Origin of the sequence: Pseudoalteromonas sp. SR41-7, from assembly GCF_014163935.1 — a bacterium.
GTDB classification, from domain to species: domain Bacteria; phylum Pseudomonadota; class Gammaproteobacteria; order Enterobacterales; family Alteromonadaceae; genus Pseudoalteromonas; species Pseudoalteromonas distincta.
This window is the reverse complement of the sequence record NZ_JACJEF010000001.1, coordinates 223,366-240,805: the sequence shown is the minus strand read 5'-3', so window position 1 is coordinate 240,805 and position 17,440 is coordinate 223,366. Positions and strand designations below refer to the sequence as shown.

Here is a 17,440-nt window from a genome sequence, read left to right as displayed (position 1 = left end):
AAAAGCCCGACTTATGTCGGGCTTTTTAATGTGTAGCTAAGTTTAACTACTAAAATTAGCTAGTCAGCTAAGAACTCTTTAAATACGGTTTCAAACTTGTGTAACTTAGGTGCTATTAAAATACTACAGTAACCCTGCTGTGGGTTTTCGTTATAGTAATCTTGATGATAATGCTCTGCTGGATAATACGTAGTGGCAGGGCTGACTTCTGTCACAATTGGCTCAGCGACATGGCTTTGCAGTTGAGCTATCATTTCGTTGGTTTGCTTAAGTTGAGCTTCATCGTGATAGTAAACCACACTTCTATATTGTGTGCCTATATCGTTACCTTGGCGATTCAATTGTGTTGCATCATGCAGTGTGAAAAACATTGCTAAGAGTGTTTCAAAGCTAACTACAGTCGCGTCAAATTCAATTTTAACAACCTCAGCGTGACCGGTTGTGCCTGAGCATACAGAATCATATGTTGGGTTATTTGTTTCACCGCCGGTGTAGCCAGAGCTTAAGGTTAGTACGCCATTTACACGTCTAAATGCAGCATCTATACACCAAAAACAGCCGCCACCAAATGTTGCTACTTGCGTTGTTGAGCTCATAAGTATTCCTAAAATGTATATGGGGTTTAAAGGCGAGCATAAATTGTATGCGCCGCAACAACAAGGTTACGGCGCAATTAAGAGGCTAGATCTCTTCGAAAGGTTTTTCAGCGGCTTGTTTGTCTAATTTTTGCTGTAAAAATTCAGGTGATTGAGTGTTACGTGCAAGTGCATAATATGCAGCAGGTACAACAAAAAGAGTTAGTAGGGTCGATACAATAACCCCAGTAAACACGACTACACCTATCACCATACGGCTTTCAGCGCCCGGACCTGAAGCAAGTACTAAAGGTACCGAACTCATAACCGTAGTCAGCGAGGTCATAATAATAGGGCGCAAACGCTGAGTTGCTGCTTGCAAAATAGCTTCACTAAATTCAACGCCTTTATCGCGTAGTTGGTTAGTAAATTCTACAATCAAAATACCGTTTTTAGCACTTAGCCCTATGAGCATGACAATACCTATTTGGCTGTAAATATTTAAGGTAAGTCCTGTAGCCCAAAGTCCGAACATAGCGCCCATTAAACCAAGTGGTACGGTAAGCATGATGACGAACGGATGCATAAAGCTTTCAAACTGTGCTGCCAGTACTAAAAAGGTAACAGTGAGTGCAAGTATAAATACGTAGGTCATCGCTGATGCGCCTTCGTAATAAAGCTGCGACTCGCCTTTGTAATCTACGGCGCCATCTATATCGTTTTCTTGCGCGGCTACTTCGTTTAAAAAGTTAAGCGCTTGCTCAAGCGTATAACCGTCGGCTAAGTTGGCGCTTAATGTAATTGCGCGCATACGGTTGTATCGGTTTAAGCGCGATGCGGTTGCTTCTTCTTTTAAGCTGATAAGGCTATCAAGTGGGACTAGTTCACCGCTTCGTGATTTAAGATATATATTTGAAATGTCAGTAGGGTTAGTAAAGTCTTCTTTAGTCCCTTTTAAAATTACATCGTATTCTTCACCACGGTCAATAAAGGTTGTAACACGGCGCTGGCCAAGCATTGTTTCAAGTGTACGGCCTACATCAGATACTGAAACGCCTAAATCAGCGGCCTTGTTTTTATCTATGCTGACTAAAAACTGCGGGAAGGTTTCTTTATAATCATGATCGATTCTTACTAAACCTGGGTTTTGTTCAGCACGCTTAATTATACGGTCACGCCAATCGGCAAGTTGTGCATAATCATTACCTTGTAATACAAACTCAATAGGGCGAGATGAACCACCACCGCCAATACCACGGCGCATAATGGCAAATGCACGAACATCGGTAACTTCTTGCATTTTACCGCTTATTTCGTCCATTACTTCCCATGTTGAGCGTTTGCGTTTATCCCAATCGGCCATACCAACAATAGCAACACCGCCGCTGCCACCCCAGCCAGGTACTCGAACAAGTACGCGACTTAGCTCACCTGCTTGCGAGTAAGGCATTAAGCGTTCTTCAATTTTAGCCATATTAGCGGCATTATTTTCATAACTTGCGCCCTCAGGGCCGCTCATCATAATAAAGAACGTGCCACGGTCTTCTTTTGGCGTTAGCTCAGAGGGGACTTGTAAAAACAACGAGTAACTAACAAAGCCCGCTAATAATAGGCTCACCATTAAACCCCATTTACGGGTTATGTTGGTGGAGAGTGAATTACGGTAACTTACTTCAATTTTAGTAAACTGGCGGTCCATCCATTGGCTAAATTTATTTGGTTTGTCTGATACTTTAAGTACTTTAGAACACAAGGCTGGTGCGAGAGTCAGCGCTGTAACACTTGAGAAAAATACGGCAGCACTTACCGCCATTGCAAACTCAGTAAATAATGCCCCTATACGGCCATCCATAAACACCAATGGCACAAACACCGATATTAGTACAAGCGTGGTTGCGACAATGGCAAAACCAACTTCACGCGCACCTCTATATGCAGCTAGTAATGGCGGCTCACCCAGTTCAATACGACGGTGAATGTTTTCAAGCATTACAATGGCATCATCTACTACTAAACCAATAGCCAGTACTAAGGCAAGTAAAGTTAGTAAGTTGATTGAGTAGCCCATTGCTAATAAAAACATAAAGCTACCAACAAGTGCGACCGGTACGGTAACCGCAGGAATAAGCGTTGCTCGTATATTGCCTAAAAACAAAAATATAACGAGTACGACTAAACCCATAGAGATGGCAAGTGTGCTGTAAACTTCACTAATTGATTCTTTAATAAATACAGACGAATCGTAGCTGTCTTGAATTGTGGTGCCTTCAGGTAGGTTACGTTTGATTTTTTCAAGTTCACTGCGTGCGTTATCTACTACGGTAAGCGTGTTTGCTTTAGCTTGTTTTACAATTCCTAGGCCAATCATGTTGCGCCCGTTACCACGAAATAAGCTTTCGTCATCGGCAGCTTCTAATTTTACGTCGGCAACTTCACCTAAACGCACTAAATAACCTTCTTCACCACGTTTAATAACAAGGTTTTTAAAATCGCGCTGATCTTTATAACTACGTGCAGTACGCACGGTAAAGTCGCGATCTATTGATTCTATTTCGCCGGCAGGTAATTCAACGTTTTCTGTACGCAGTGTATTTTCAATATCGCTTGAGGTAATGCCGCGTGCAGCCATTGCTTGGCGGTTTAGCCAAATTTTCATGGCGTATTGGCGCTCACCACCAATACGCACGTTAGATACACCATCTACTACGGCTAAGCGGTCAACAATAAAACGCTGCGCGTAATCAGAGAGCTGTAACGAGTCCATTGTTTCACTGTTTAATACAAACCATGCGATTGGGCTTTCATCACTATTTGATTTTGACACTTCTGGTGGGCGTACCTGATCAGGCAAACTATCAAGTGCACGTGCTACACGTTCGCGTACATCGTTAGATGCGGCATCTATATCGCGGTTAATATCAAACTCAATGGTAATGTTTGAACGCCCATTACGACTAGATGAGTTAATACTTTTAATACCTTCAATACCGGAAATTCGATTTTCTATTATTTGCGTTATTTTGGTTTCTATAATTTCGGCAGAAGCACCTGTGTATTCAGTGCTGATATTTACTATTGGTGTTTCAATATCAGGGTACTCACGAAGTGGCAGCATAGTAAATGCAACCAGACCAAAAGTAAGAAGCAGTAAATTAATTACTATGGCAAAAACGGGGCGTTTAACGCTAGTATCAGTAATTTTCACGTATTACCCCTTTACGCTTACTTTACTACCAGAGCGAATTTTTATTAGCCCTTCAGTAACAATTTGCTCGCCATCATTTAAACCTTCATCGATAGCAACCCAGCCATTATTTCTGCCAGCAACATGCACTTCAACCTTATTGGCTACTCCGTCTTGAATTTGAAAAACAAAGTGTTTGTCTTGTAAAGGGATAACCGCTTTTTCTGGCACCATTAAAGCTTGGTTACTGCTTAGCTCAAGTGCTGTATTTAGTAACATACCAGGGCGAAGTAATCCTGATTTATTAGCAAAACTTGCAGTTACTTCAACACTGCGTGTTACCGAATCAATACGCGAGCTAATATGCGTTACCTTGCCGTTAAATGTCTGCCCTGGGTAGGCATCGTTTTGGGTAAGTACTTTCATACCTATGTTTAATTGTGCTAAATATTTTTCAGGTACTTTGAAGTCAACTTTAATAATACTAATATCATCAAGTGTGGTGATTATTGTTGTGTTGCTTACGTAGGCGCCAACTGATATTTCACGCTTACCTAACAGGCCTGAAAATGGCGCGGTAATAGTCATTTCATTTAACTTTGTTTTAGCGCTTTCTAGTTGAGCTTCAGTGGCATCAACACGAGATAATTGTTCTTCAAGTAATGACTTTGCCGTTGATTGCGAGCGTGAAAGTTCGGTAAGGCGATCTAACTGGCGTTTTTCCTCACGTAAGTTAATACCGAGTTCTTTAACTGCAAGTTGCTCTTGTTGGCTTTGTAACTGTACTAATTTTTGTCCTTTACTGACTAAGTCGCCATCTTTAAAATATATATCTGTGACATAATCGTTTTGCGCACTTTTTATATAAATAGCTTGGTTTGCACGTGCACTACCGATGGCCTCTATCATCACTGCGTTTTCCTCAGAGGTAACAGTATGAGCCGTTACTTGGGTAGACATTTGTGATGAATCGGCTTGTTCGCCGTGGCTAGCGGGTAAATATAAATAAACGCTAAATATTAGAAGTAACGTAATAATAAATGGAAAAAGTGCTTTACCTGATTGTCTTGAGTACATTGATTTCATACCTGAAAATGAATTGTAAGTATTGTACGAAATAAGACCGTGAAAAGACGGTTATGTATCTCATAAATTTGTGCGTTAAGCGTAAAAGTAAATAAGATTTATTCATTGTTCCTATTTTGTTGAGGAAAAAGCGGTAATGTATGAAATTTAAAACTAGCTGTAACTTATGTATAACAACAAGAAAGGTCATAATTTGGGGCATTATTATGTTTGTTTTTTATATGGTGTTTTACCAATATGGATAAATCTGACAATGTCATTAAGTTTCGGGCACAGGGCGCGCGAAACGCAATTGAGGCGATTGTTGTAGGTGCTATAGGCTTAGTCTTTATTATGTTATTTAATTTACTGAGGCCGGGTGAGATTAGCATACTTGAAATATTTTTAGTGAGCTTGTGCCTTGTGGCTATTTTTATTGGATTTTTAAAATCTCAAGAACCATACCATAGCCTTATATTAAGCGAATCTGAGCTCGTTTATTGCCACAAGTACGGAGCTTGGTGTATGCCTCATAGTAACTTTCATCACAGTGGAATACCCAAAGTAGAAGACGGCTTTGACTATTTAGAATTAAATGCGGTTGGCGTTAAGGTAAATGATATAGACGACTTTTTATCAAGCATAGCGCCTAGAATTGCAGGGAAATTATTAATAGAGCAGCGTAATTTATTTATGCAAGTCGTTCAAAAACATTGCAAAAATGGCAATTGCCCATCAGAATGGTTAATAGAAGATACACATTACACATCCCATAAAGGGATAAGCTATACTGGGCTTATAGCCATGTTTGCTAATAGAACTAAGCACCTTCAGCAGCTAACAGGTTACGATTTATTATTGCCTGCCAGCGTGTTAGATAGAGATATTTGGGCATTTAGTGCTAACTTAAATAAGTGGAAGCGCGAGCCTAGTCAGTTTATAGCGTCGCAGCTTAGTAATTAAGCTACGACTGTAGGAAAGAAAAATGAGTCAAGAGAGAGCCTTTTTAAAAAGTGGTCGAAACACCATAATACATAAAGATAAAAAGCATGATTTAGTGATTGTAAACTCTGAAATTCATCCTCGAATTAAAGTAACGCAACATGGTCTGGAGCCATTTAAAGAAGAATTACCTAAAAACCGCCGTGATGCAAAAGAGCGTTATTTAGAAATGGTTTATGTAAGTAGCGCTGATGTATTTGGCGAAGAAAAGCAGTTGCTGTTTATTCAAGCTCTAGACGGGCGTGAATACAAAATAGATTACAGTAAAATCGGTACGAAGTTGTTTGTACGTATTCATCAAGACACATATATGTAGTACTTTAATGGCATCTTTATTGCTAGTGATTACACTATAGTAATTATTTGACATAATAAGGTGCTGCGTATGAAAGCGTTTGCTTTAATCCCCCTCATTTCTTGTAGTTTACTGAGTGCGTGTGGAGGCGGTGGCGGTGATAGCGATAATACAGTTGTTGAAACGTCTGTTAATGCTGGAGCCGATTTACAAATTATCGAAAAATCTGAATTTACCATCACAGCACAAGGTTCCCCCGCTGATGGTACGTTTTCATGGCAACAAGTTAGTGGCCCAAGCATAGAAGGTTTCCCCCTTGAAGGCGCTGAGCAAACACTTACTGCACCTGACGTAAAAACTGATAGTGAAATAATATTAAGAGTGAGCTATCAAAGTACAGGTAGTAGCGCTGTTAGTGACGACATTTCTATTTCAGTGAGCTCTAATAACCAACTACCTCTTGCTGTTGTTACACAAACATCTCCTGAAACACTTCCCTCTGTATACAAAGATACAGTGACTTTGAGTGCCCTAGAGTCGAGCGATCCTGATGATAATGGCCAAATTGATAGTTATTTGTGGCAATTTCTATCGGGTCCTGATTTAGATATTGAGAGTTTTAATGAATCAACTCTTAGTTTTTCTCATCCATTACTTGAAAGTAACGTGAATTTATCTTGGCAGCTAACTGTCACTGATGATGAAGGTGGCGAGGCGAGCACTCAATATTCAATGACACTCAACAAAACAAATGAGTTAGTGGATGCAAATGCAGGCGCTGATCAAAATGTCGAAGAGTTTGAGCAAGTAACGCTTGATGCTACAAATAGCGAAACAGTTACCGATACCTATAAGTGTGAATGGCAACAACTTACCGGTAATAGCGAAACATTAAGCAATAGCGACCAATGTACAACGACATTTTTTGCCTCAGATGTTGATACTGAGTCTACATTGAGCTTTGAAGTCACGGTAACCGACTCAAAAGGACGCACAGATACAGACTCCTTATTTGTTGATGTATCACCCAAAGCACTTGGATTCATCAACGATAGTGGTGTTGGTGAGTGTTATAACAATACTCAACGTATTAATTGTGAGAGTGATGACTTTCCAGCGCAAGATGCAGAGCTTGGACGCGATAGCTATGCAAACCGCTTAGATAAAGTTGGCAAAGGTAATTTAGCGTTTGATTACACTAAACTTAATCAGTTTGCTGATGAAGTTGGTGATGATAGTAGTGACTTTACCTGTATACGCGATAATGTTACTGGGCTTGTATGGGAGGTGAAAAGTGTGGCATCTGGCACGGTACCAAATACTTCGCTACGTGATGGTCAAAATCATTACTTTTGGGATGTAGGGAATACGACTTTTACCGATACCAGTACAGCCAATTCAACGTGTCCGGACAATACAAGTTGTGGAGTACAAAGTTATATAAACGAAGTTAATGATTTAGATTTTTGTGGTGGTACTAACTGGCGATTACCTACTTATACAGAGCTTTTGGGCTTAATTGATTACGGTAAACAAGGGCAAAGCATATTAATTGATGAGGCATTTTTTCCTAATATGCCAAGTGAAAGTGCATTAAGCCATTTACGTTACTGGACCTCACAAACAGCAGCTGATGGTACCAGTTTATCTCAAGCGTATATCATTGATATGAGTGATGGTAACGACCTTGCTTATCCAAAAGAAAATACTGCTTATGTACGTTTAGTTAGAAGTCGTTAGGAGAAAATAATGAAATTTAAATTACTCTATGCACTAGCAACTATAAGTTTGAGCTTTAATATTGCAGCGGCGCAAACGTGCTACGACGGTGCAGATACCACAACACCGACAGATAGATTTACCATAAATGCAGATGGCACAGTGTCTGATAGTGAAACAGGCCTTATGTGGCAACGCTGTAGTTATGGGCAAACTTATAATACAGAGACACAACTTTGTGAAGGTTCAACACCTTCTCTTACTTGGCAAGAGGCACTACGCGGTGCTAAAAATGATACAACCGCAGATTACGATGATTGGCAAATGCCTAACATTAAAGAATTGGCGAGTATTTTAGAGCACAGTTGCACAGAGCCGAGTATTAATGAAGACGTATTTTTGGGCACTAAGCTTCAAAACTATTGGTCAAATACATCGGGTGTAAGCACGATGAGCTCAGCGTGGGTTTATCAATTTGATAGTGGGTTGAATAGCTTACATGCTAAAACCAGTAATGTGTATTTACGATTAGTGCGCTACGAAGAGTAAAATGCATACTAAGATTAGACAGACAAAAGTGCAGCCTTAAAACAGCTGCACTTTTTTGTTTTACATAAATTTACGTTATTTCAATAATAAAGCGCTTACAACGTTGTCACTCAGCGCATTTTTTTGCCATTATAGGCCGTGATTTAATTACGAAGGAACATCACGGTGTATTTAAGCTATTTTGGCCTGAACGAAAAACCTTTTTCGATTTCGCCCAACCCTCATTACTTATTTTTAAGTGAACGACATAAAGAAGCCTTAGCACACCTTACCTATGGATTAGGTGAAGACGGTGGTTTTGTATTATTAACAGGTGAAGTAGGTACAGGTAAAACTACAATTACCCGCAGTATGTTGGAGCAGCTTCCTGAAAACACTCAAGTAGCGATGATCCATAATCCAGCGCTTTCAGAGCTGGAGTTATTAGCCAGTATTTGTGATGAGCTCAACATTAGTTACGATGTTCATAATGCGACGCTTAAAAGTCTTACCGATATTATAAAAAAGCATTTAGAGACTAATAATAAATCGGGCGGGCACACTATACTTATTATTGACGAAGCACAATTACTTGCCCCTAACGTGCTTGAGCAATTACGTTTGCTGACAAATATAGAAACCGATCATAAAAAATTATTACAAATAGTATTGGTTGGTCAACCAGAGCTGCAAGAACTTTTGAAGCGCAACGAATTAAGGCAACTTGCCCAGAGGATAACGGCTCGTTACCATTTATTACCACTTACGCAAGGCCAAACAGTCGCTTACATAAAGCATCGGTTACATATTGCAGGGTGTGATAAAGGAATCTTTTCGATGGATGCCATGCAAGCTGTTCATCAATTAACTGGCGGTGTGCCACGATTAATGAACTTGGTCTGTGAGCGTGCTTTAGTTGGGACTTTTGCAAAGCAGCAGTTGATAGTTGATAGCGATATAATAAAAAAATCAGCCCATGAGTCATTACCCATGGATTTTGTCGCACCGGTTAACGAAGCTAACAAAGCAACGTCATTTGTACCCTATAGCCTTGCATTCGCTGCTTTATTTGCCGTAGGCATTGGGCTTTCATTTATTTTATAGTTAGGTAAGTTATGTCTTATTTATTAGATGCGCTAAAGCAGTCGCAGCAATCAGATATGAGTGCTGAACAGTACGACTTACAATCTGAGCAGTTAAAGCAACAGCAAGCACTTAAGCGTTATAGACGATTAGCATTAGTATTTGGTACAAGCTTAGCTGCTTTTATTGCGGTAGCGGGTGGCTTTACCGCCGGAAAGTGGTTTCAAAGTACGACTTTATTAAACGCAGCGGAACCCGCTGTAATTAAGGTGGTGGAAAGCGAAAAATCATCGCCTAACAAAGACGTTAAAGAGGAAGATGCTGAAGCTGAAGCTGAAAAACAGCAAGTAGCTAAGTTGGAGCCTGCTAAAGTAGCTCCAACAAATACTGCAACGATTGAAGGGCAACTTGTGCATGTGCAAACCCCCAATGGTGTACAGCAAATGTTATTAACCCCAAATGGTCAGTATATTCCTATGCCGTCGAGCCAGGTCACGAGCGCAGCAGGTTATAATCAGCAAAACATGCAACAAGTAATGCCTGTTCAAAATTATAATCAGCCAGCGTTTAACCCACAAAGTAATTACAATCCAAATAATGCACAAAACACTGCGGTATTTGGGCAAAATCAAAATACCGCATCGGCTCAACTTGATATGAGTAAATATAAAGTATTGGGTAAGCCAATTAATGGCAGCACCCAATCTCAACAGACGAGTGACCCTGAGCTTGATGCTGTGCCTACAACTCTTAAAAATGCATTTGCGCAAGCTATACAAGATGTCGAAAAAAACCAAGATTATGAAGTTACTCAAGCGTCAAAAACGTCATCACGTGTTGAGCCTGTTGAGTTATTACCTGATGGTTTGCAATCAATGTTACCTAGTATTAAATATCAAGCGCATATATATTCATCGAGTGCTGATAAACGTTGGATCAAGCTAAATGGCCGAGAATTACACGAAGGAGAAAGCATAGGAGCTCTAACAGTCACAGAAATTACACCTGAGCAAAGCGTGCTAGATTTTGATGGTTATGAGTTTAGCTTAAAAGCTTTGCAAGACTGGCCGCAGTAAGCGCTTAGTTATCATGTTGAGAGCTCGGTAGAATATTGAGCTCTCAATAGTGCTTAGGATAATATTGAATTTTTATAAAAGCGTTCTAAATCAATGTTATATTCTTTAGGTTTAATCGCTGACTCAAGAGTGTCTACAGTTTTTTTATTAGATAAATCAATATCTTTTACTTCGGTGTAGCGGCTATGCTTAGCGCTGTAAAATGTTTTAACGACAGGTTTTAGTGGTGCCCCCGGATTACTCTCGGTGACCAAACCCACTCTTTGACTCGATAACCTTACAAGCGTTCCTACCGGATGGATGCCAATACATTGAATAAATTTATTAAGCAGCACAGGATCAAAGCTATCAGGGCACCCGTCTTTTAATATTTTAAACGCCTTTATTGGCTCCATGCCTGCTTTATAAACACGTTCTGCGGTAAGTGCATCATAAACATCTACAATTGACGCCATACGCACATACTGACTTATCTCGTCACCTTTTTTACCAAACGGGTAGCCTTTACCATCGAGTCTTTCGTGGTGCATACCTGCAATATCTACCGCGATCCCTGTTAACCCAGAGTCTTCTAATATCTCTTTACTGAAAAGCGAATGCATTTTCATTATTTTAAATTCGTCGTCTGTAAAGCGCCCAGGTTTGTTTAGCACTTCATCAGGGATTTTTATTTTACCAATGTCGTGTAATAGTGCGCCGGTAGTCAGCTCAACAATAGTGTCTTTCTCTATATTTAAGTGTTTTGCAAAAATACCCATTAATATTGATACATTAATTGAGTGCTCAAGTAGGTAGGCATCTTTTTGGCGCATTTGCGTAAGGCAGGCTAGGGCATCTTGATTTCTAAAAACAGAATCCATAAAGCCACTTGCCAGTTCTCTAAACGTTGCTATATCTATATCACGGCCAGCTTTTATATCTTTAAATGCTTTTATTTGCAGTGTTTTTGCTTCGTCATAAAGCTTTTTTGCTTTTCCCATTTCTTGCTCAGCGCTGTTTATTTTTTGCCAAGGATCACGCTTTATTTTTGTTGTAGGTGTAGCGATAGGATCTTTTTCAGGGACTGAATCAATGAGGGTTTTATCTGGGTCAATTTCTACTTCTAAAATACCTGCTTTTATCAGGTTATTAATACCAGCTTGAGTTTTAACCCAGCCTTGGTTTTTAATTTTAATACTGCCAGTTTGTTTGGTAACGCTTTGCACAAACATACCTGGGACTAACTTAGTAATAGGAATGGTTTTCAATTTTACGGCTTCAGTTGTTAATCTACTTTTAAACTAACAAACTTATACGTAACGACCAAATAAAAAAGGCACTTTACAGTGCCTTATTTTATTTTTTAGTAAAAAAGCATTAGCTTAATTATTCATCATCTTCAACAAGCGTCATTAGCGAGGTATTACCGCCTGATGCTGTTGTATCAATACTAATTGTTTTTTCAGTAATTAAGCGCTTGATTAATGTATCGTAATACTCAGAGCTAATTACCGGTAAAATTGCGCCTTTACGCTGTGCAAGCTGTTGGCTAAAGTAGCCTAAACGAGACGAGCGAGCAGCAACTACCGCACCAGCTAAATGAGGGTGAGCCAAGATAGCTTGTAACTGATTAGGTTTAGCTACTTGGAAAACACCTTCAGCAACACCTGTAGAGATAAATTTATCTTTAAAGGCAACAGCTTCATCGTAAAACAGCTCAGACGCTACAGTAATTACCGTATTACCTGCGGCAATAGCGGTAATGATAGACAATGCCCAAAAGTTAAATGATGTGCTCTTATCTGCATAACACACTACACAACCACGCGCTTCTAGATGAAGTGTATTAGACTCACCCGTTGGCCCTGGCAGGGTAGTAAATTTACGCATGTGCTTTTCAAGGCGGTTAAGCTGTGCACGAGCTTCTGATAATGTTAATGCTAAATCGTCTGCTAAATCGTCGATAATTTCTACCGTCGCGATTTTAGCAAGCAACTGACGCACAGCCGAAACACGGTCGTTTAGTGGTGTTGCACGCCAGATTTTTTCATCGCGCATTGAGTTAGCCATTAGCTTTTTAACTTGCTCATTTGCACCGCTGTAGTGGTGTAAATCAAGCTCATCTGGCGTCAGGTTTGTCATTTGCACGTTATCTGGTGATGCCTTTTCTTTTACTAAACGTTGAAGGTAGTTAGGGCCACCGGCTTTAGGGCCAGTACCTGATAAACCACGGCCACCAAATGGTTGCACACCAACAATAGCACCAATCATGTTTCGGTTAATGTAAACATTACCCGCACGTGACATTTTAGCAAGGTACTCACAGCGCTCTTCAATACGTGAATGTACACCCATTGTTAAGCCATAACCTGTGTTGTTAATTTGATCCATCACATCATCAAGTTCGCTCGATTTAAAGCGAACAATATGAACACATGGGCCAAATACTTCACGCTTAAGTACTGATAAGTCTTTGATTTCGTATAAACGAGGTGCAAAAAAGTATGCGCCATTTTGCGTGTTATCCGGAATTTTACACTCGTAATGAAGTATAGAATTACCTTTTAAGTACTCAACGTGCTCGTTTAAGTTTTTAAGTGCTTTTTCATCAATTACCGGACCAACATCAGTTGATAGTAACGATGGGTCGCCAATGTGTAGCTCAGCTAGGGCACCTTTAAGCATTTCGATAATGCCATCTGCTACGTCATCTTGAATGAATAAAACACGAAGAGCAGAACAACGTTGGCCAGCACTTTGAAAACCAGAACTGATCACATCGTCAACTACTTGCTCAGGAAGCGCCGTTGAGTCAACAATCATACAGTTTTGGCCACCTGTTTCTGCAATTAACGGTACTTGAATATCGTTACGTGCAGCAAGTGTTTGAGAAATTAATGTGCCTGTTTCAGTAGAGCCTGTAAACATAACCGCTTGAATGCGCTCATCAGGAACAATTGTTTTGCCTACTTCTGAACCACGAGCAATAACCGGTTGAACAACATGCTCAGGTAAACCAACAGACAGCATTAGTTCAATAGCACGAAGGGCGATTAAACTTGTTTGCTCAGCAGGCTTTGCAATTACAGTGTTACCTGTAACAATCGCAGCGGCAACTTGGCCTAAGAATATTGCAAGCGGGAAGTTCCACGGGCTAATACATAAAATAACGCCACGGGCTTCAAAACGCTCATCTTGCGATAGCTCCTCAGCGCGCGCCGCGTAGTAACGGCAAAAATCAACCGCTTCACGTACTTCATCAATACCATCTTGCGCTACTTTACCTGCTTCTTTAATACAGATAGCAACAAGTTCGTCGTGATGACGCTCTAAGATATCAGCAACTCGACGCAGTAAGTTAGCTCGCTCTCTTACTGGTGTTTGTGACCATGACTCAAGTGCAGCTTCAGCGTTAGCCAGTAATACTTTCATCTCTTCGCCAGTTTGCAATTTAACGTGGCCAATGATTTCTTTGTGATTTGCTGGGTTTTTAACAGCTAATGAGCCTTCAGGTACTTGGCTTTGCTCAATTAAGTGCTCGTTAAACCATGTTTCAAGATTCTCTTTGAAAGGGGTAATAACGTTAATGTCGGTTAAATCCATGCCTTTAGAGTTAGCACGTTCTTCACCGTATAAATCAATTGGCATTTTGATTTGCGTATTGTACTTGTTACGCAAGCCTTGCAATGTTTCTACAGGGTCTGGTAGTAGTGATTCAACAGGTTTTGTTGTATCAACAATTGCGTTTACAAATGATGAGTTAGCACCATTTTCTAACAAACGACGAACGAGGTACGCAAGGAGGTCTTCGTGTTGACCAACTGGGGCATACACGCGGCATTGAATTTTTTCTTCGTTAACGATTTGGTCGAATAATGACTCACCCATACCGTGCAAACGTTGAAATTCGAAACCTGTGTTGTCGCCTTTGGCTACTTCTAAAATAGTTGCGGCAGTGTAAGCGTTATGTGTAGCAAATTGCGGATAAAGCACATCGCGCGCTTCAAGCATTTTAATAGCACACGCTTTGTAAGAAACGTCTGTGGTTGCTTTACGGGTAAATACAGGGTAGTGATCTAAACCATCTTGCTGTGTAGTTTTGATTTCAGTATCCCAGTATGCGCCTTTTACTAGACGTACCATCATCTTGCGACCAACGCGGGTTGCAAGGTCAGTTAGCCATTCAATTACAAAAATAGCGCGTTTTTGATAGGCTTGAACCGCTAAGCCAAATCCTTGCCAATCACCAAGATCTTCATCACTGAATACCGCTTCAATTACATCTAATGAAATATCTAAACGGTCTGCTTCTTCTGCATCAACGGTAAAGCCGATATCGTATTTTTTAGCGGCAAGAGCAAGTTCTTTTAACTTAGGGACTATTTCTTCCATCACACGGTCTTTATGAGTGAACTCATAGCGCGGATGAATAGCAGAAAGCTTAACTGAAATACCAGGGCTCTTAATTGGACCACGACCATTAGCCGCTTTACCAATTGAGTGTATAGCATTCATGTAGCTGTCAAAGTAACGCTTCGCATCTTTCATTGTGCGCGCGCCTTCGCCTAGCATATCGTAAGAATACACATAACCTTTTTGCTCTGTTTCGGCAGCACGTTCAATTGCTTCGTCAATGGTACGACCCATTACGAATTGCTTGCCCATAATTTTCATAGCAAAGTTTACAGACTTACGAATAACTGGCTCACCTAAACGACCAATGGTCTTTTTAAGCATGCCGAACTGTTGTTCTTTAGTTTTGTCTGTGTAGTTAACCATTTTACCGGTAACTAATAATCCCCAAGAAGATGCGTTTACAAATAAAGAATCGCTGCTTCCTAAATGAGAGCTCCAATCACCTTTGGCTAATTTGTCACGAATAAGTACATCTTGAGTTGCTTTATCTGGTACGCGAAGCAGTGCTTCGGCCAAACACATTAATACAACGCCTTCTTCACTAGAGAGTGAAAATTCATTTAAAAGCGCATCAACACCGCCTTGCCCATCTTGCTCTTTACGAATGTTCAAAACAATCTGGCGGGCTCTTTCCCAGGCACGACTTCGTGCTTTTACGCCTACTTCTGCAAGCGGTAAAATATGATCAATAACTGCATTTTCATCTATGCGGTAGAAGTCACGGATTCTTTGTCTGATAGGACAAGTAGTAGTTAAATCGCCGTTGAATAACATAAGCAACCCTCAGGATGTTAAGAATTAAAGTAAAATTAATTACCAATAAATTACCAGTGATATTGTGAGTGCATTCTAATTAAAATTCAGCAGAATATGCTGGTTAAATTTCGCGATTTACGATAATTTACAGGGTATAAATTTAACTTATCCGCATAAAATTCTGTTATGACAATTCCAAATAGATTACGCATGCTAGATCGCATTGATTTAGCCATACTAGACGTTCTTCAAAAGAACGGCAGAATTTCTAATGTTAACCTCGCAAAACAGGTTAATTTGAGTGCCAGCCCGTGCCTAGATCGTGTTAAACGATTAGAGCAAGAAGGGTATATTGAAGGCTATTATGCCAAGCTTAGCGAAGCTAAACTTAATCAGAGCTTAGTAGCGCATGTTCAAGTATCGCTTGTTGCTTCAAATACAGCTGTATTTAAAGTATTTAGAGAGCACATATTAAGGATAGAACAAGTAGTCGAATGTGACATGGTTGCTGGTGGTTATGATTACTTATTAAAAATTCGCGTTTCTAATATGGAAGAATATAGACAAGTTCTTGGCGACTTAGTAGATATTCCCGGCGTGGGTACTCATCATACTTATATGGTGATCGAAAAGATTAAAAAGGATGAAGGATTGTTAATCGATATTTAAGCTTTTCTCAAGTCATAAAAAAACCGCAATTGCGGTTTTTTTATTTTAGTAGATAAATGCTATACCAAATAGTTAGTACATCACCTTATACATAATTTATTACGACCTTCCGACTTCGCTCTGTATAAGGCAGTATCCGCCGCGCATATTAATGCCTCAGATGTTCTGTATTGATTATTGTATTCACACGCTAAACCCTGACTTACACTTATTTTTACATTCGCTGGTAAACCGAGATCTCTAAAATTAATGTTGAGTATTTTTTCTTGAATACGCTTAGCAATCATTTGTGCATTTGAAATGTGCGAACGAGGCAGCACAACAGCAAACTCCTCACCACCATAGCGTGCTACTAAACTGTCTTTAGATGGTAAGCACTCTTCAATTGTACGAGCGACTTTTTGAAGGCACTTATCACCTTTTACATGGCCAAAGTTATCGTTAAATAATTTAAAGTAATCAATATCAATAAGTATAAAGCTAAGAGGCTGCTTGTTAACTATGCACTCTTGCCAATTTTTAATGATGGTTTTTTCTAAAGTACAGCGATTAGCGATACCAGTGAGATGATCAAGTCTGGCTACGTTTTCCAGTACTTTGTATTTTTTAACGTGCTTTGAAATATCATGCATTATACAAATAAAAAGTGGGGTACTTGCGACTACCGATTCGGGTAAACATGATATAGATAACTCAACATCTAAACAGTTACCATTGTTTTTTCTTATTTTAACTTCTTTCGGACCATGATTGAGTGGTGTTTGATAGTTGTTTTTCCAACTTTCAAACATGTAAGCATAGTCATCGCGATACTGTTCTTGTAAACAATCTTGCCATTTTTTACCTATTAATGAATCAGACGTTACATTGAAAAAACGTGCTGCTACGGGATTTACTGATTCAAACACCCCATCTGCATTAACAATAAAAATAGCATCGGCCATGACATTAGTGACATTAATAATTGCGCTTATTTTTTCATTGTTAACGGTATTAGAAATGCTGCTGATTAATGCAGATACAGCGCTGTCGGTGTTGTTTGCTTTGCTATTTTCATTATTGTTAGACATGGTGTTGCTCATTTTTATTGTTA

At 39.8% G+C, this 17,440-nt stretch carries 13 protein-coding genes; 7 read left to right on the top strand and 6 right to left on the bottom strand.

Features of this window, described 5'->3' with window-relative positions:
* Window positions 1-59 precede the first annotated feature (59 nt).
* The 3 genes from msrA to H5092_RS01075 all read right to left on the bottom strand — a co-directional run bounded on the left by msrA (window position 60) and on the right by H5092_RS01075 (window position 4,836).
* The gene (gene msrA, locus H5092_RS01085; RefSeq protein WP_182732742.1) at window positions 60-596 is read right to left on the bottom strand and encodes a peptide-methionine (S)-S-oxide reductase MsrA; all 537 of its coding nucleotides are present in this window, start codon (window positions 594-596) and stop codon (window positions 60-62) included.
* An 85-nt stretch (window positions 597-681) separates the two neighbouring features.
* A complete protein-coding gene (locus tag H5092_RS01080) occupies window positions 682-3,780 on the bottom strand; it encodes an efflux RND transporter permease subunit (protein ID WP_024603401.1) in 3,099 nt (1,032 codons plus the stop codon).
* A 3-nt stretch (window positions 3,781-3,783) separates the two neighbouring features.
* Window positions 3,784-4,836, bottom strand: a complete 1,053-nt coding sequence (locus H5092_RS01075; RefSeq protein WP_002958748.1) for an efflux RND transporter periplasmic adaptor subunit — start codon at window positions 4,834-4,836, stop codon at window positions 3,784-3,786.
* Between the two features lie 246 nt (window positions 4,837-5,082).
* Between H5092_RS01075 and H5092_RS01070 the strand changes: the two genes are divergently transcribed.
* The 6 genes from H5092_RS01070 (at window position 5,083) to H5092_RS01045 (ending at window position 10,527) form a co-directional block, all read left to right on the top strand.
* Window positions 5,083-5,787 carry a DUF2982 domain-containing protein gene (locus H5092_RS01070; protein ID WP_024596874.1) on the top strand — a complete coding sequence of 235 codons (705 nt, stop codon included), beginning with the start codon at window positions 5,083-5,085 and terminating at the stop codon, window positions 5,785-5,787.
* A 22-nt stretch (window positions 5,788-5,809) separates the two neighbouring features.
* Window positions 5,810-6,142, top strand: coding sequence for a hypothetical protein (locus H5092_RS01065; protein ID WP_024596875.1), 333 nt, complete (start codon window positions 5,810-5,812; stop codon window positions 6,140-6,142).
* A 69-nt stretch (window positions 6,143-6,211) separates the two neighbouring features.
* Window positions 6,212-7,861: a DUF1566 domain-containing protein gene (locus H5092_RS01060; protein ID WP_182732741.1), complete on the top strand. Its 1,650-nt coding sequence runs from the start codon at window positions 6,212-6,214 to the stop codon at window positions 7,859-7,861.
* A 9-nt stretch (window positions 7,862-7,870) separates the two neighbouring features.
* Window positions 7,871-8,389 (top strand): DUF1566 domain-containing protein, encoded by a 519-nt coding sequence (locus tag H5092_RS01055; protein ID WP_024596877.1) that lies wholly within the window; start codon window positions 7,871-7,873, stop codon window positions 8,387-8,389.
* A 165-nt stretch (window positions 8,390-8,554) separates the two neighbouring features.
* The gene (locus H5092_RS01050; protein WP_024596878.1) at window positions 8,555-9,472 is read left to right on the top strand and encodes an ExeA family protein; all 918 of its coding nucleotides are present in this window, start codon (window positions 8,555-8,557) and stop codon (window positions 9,470-9,472) included.
* A gap of 11 nt (window positions 9,473-9,483) precedes the next feature.
* Window positions 9,484-10,527: a general secretion pathway protein GspB gene (locus tag H5092_RS01045; protein WP_182716091.1), complete on the top strand. Its 1,044-nt coding sequence runs from the start codon at window positions 9,484-9,486 to the stop codon at window positions 10,525-10,527.
* A gap of 53 nt (window positions 10,528-10,580) precedes the next feature.
* Here H5092_RS01045 and H5092_RS01040 read toward each other — a convergent pair whose 3' ends face one another.
* Entirely contained in the window at window positions 10,581-11,774 is a 1,194-nt protein-coding gene (locus tag H5092_RS01040; RefSeq protein WP_182732740.1) for an HD-GYP domain-containing protein, read from the bottom strand.
* A gap of 118 nt (window positions 11,775-11,892) precedes the next feature.
* Window positions 11,893-15,696, bottom strand: coding sequence for a bifunctional proline dehydrogenase/L-glutamate gamma-semialdehyde dehydrogenase PutA (gene putA, locus H5092_RS01035; RefSeq protein WP_024596881.1), 3,804 nt, complete (start codon window positions 15,694-15,696; stop codon window positions 11,893-11,895).
* Window positions 15,697-15,864: 168 nt separating this feature from the next.
* Between putA and H5092_RS01030 the strand changes: the two genes are divergently transcribed.
* Window positions 15,865-16,347, top strand: coding sequence for a winged helix-turn-helix transcriptional regulator (locus H5092_RS01030; RefSeq protein WP_024596882.1), 483 nt, complete (start codon window positions 15,865-15,867; stop codon window positions 16,345-16,347).
* Between the two features lie 80 nt (window positions 16,348-16,427).
* Here the strand turns inward: H5092_RS01030 and H5092_RS01025 are convergent, their stop codons facing one another.
* Window positions 16,428-17,417 (bottom strand): sensor domain-containing diguanylate cyclase, encoded by a 990-nt coding sequence (locus H5092_RS01025; protein WP_165723570.1) that lies wholly within the window; start codon window positions 17,415-17,417, stop codon window positions 16,428-16,430.
* Window positions 17,418-17,440: the final 23 nt, after the last annotated feature.

Coding starts and splice junctions, on each gene's coding strand:
- H5092_RS01065 (WP_024596875.1), top strand. CDS start 5,810: ATGAGTCAAGAGAGAGCCTTTTTAAAAAGTGGTCGAAACACCATAATA.
- msrA (WP_182732742.1), bottom strand. CDS start 596: ATGAGCTCAACAACGCAAGTAGCAACATTTGGTGGCGGCTGTTTTTGG.
- H5092_RS01070 (WP_024596874.1), top strand. CDS start 5,083: ATGGATAAATCTGACAATGTCATTAAGTTTCGGGCACAGGGCGCGCGA.
- H5092_RS01030 (WP_024596882.1), top strand. CDS start 15,865: ATGACAATTCCAAATAGATTACGCATGCTAGATCGCATTGATTTAGCC.
- H5092_RS01075 (WP_002958748.1), bottom strand. CDS start 4,836: ATGTACTCAAGACAATCAGGTAAAGCACTTTTTCCATTTATTATTACG.
- H5092_RS01060 (WP_182732741.1), top strand. CDS start 6,212: ATGAAAGCGTTTGCTTTAATCCCCCTCATTTCTTGTAGTTTACTGAGT.
- putA (WP_024596881.1), bottom strand. CDS start 15,696: ATGTTATTCAACGGCGATTTAACTACTACTTGTCCTATCAGACAAAGA.
- H5092_RS01025 (WP_165723570.1), bottom strand. CDS start 17,417: ATGTCTAACAATAATGAAAATAGCAAAGCAAACAACACCGACAGCGCT.
- H5092_RS01045 (WP_182716091.1), top strand. CDS start 9,484: ATGTCTTATTTATTAGATGCGCTAAAGCAGTCGCAGCAATCAGATATG.
- H5092_RS01055 (WP_024596877.1), top strand. CDS start 7,871: ATGAAATTTAAATTACTCTATGCACTAGCAACTATAAGTTTGAGCTTT.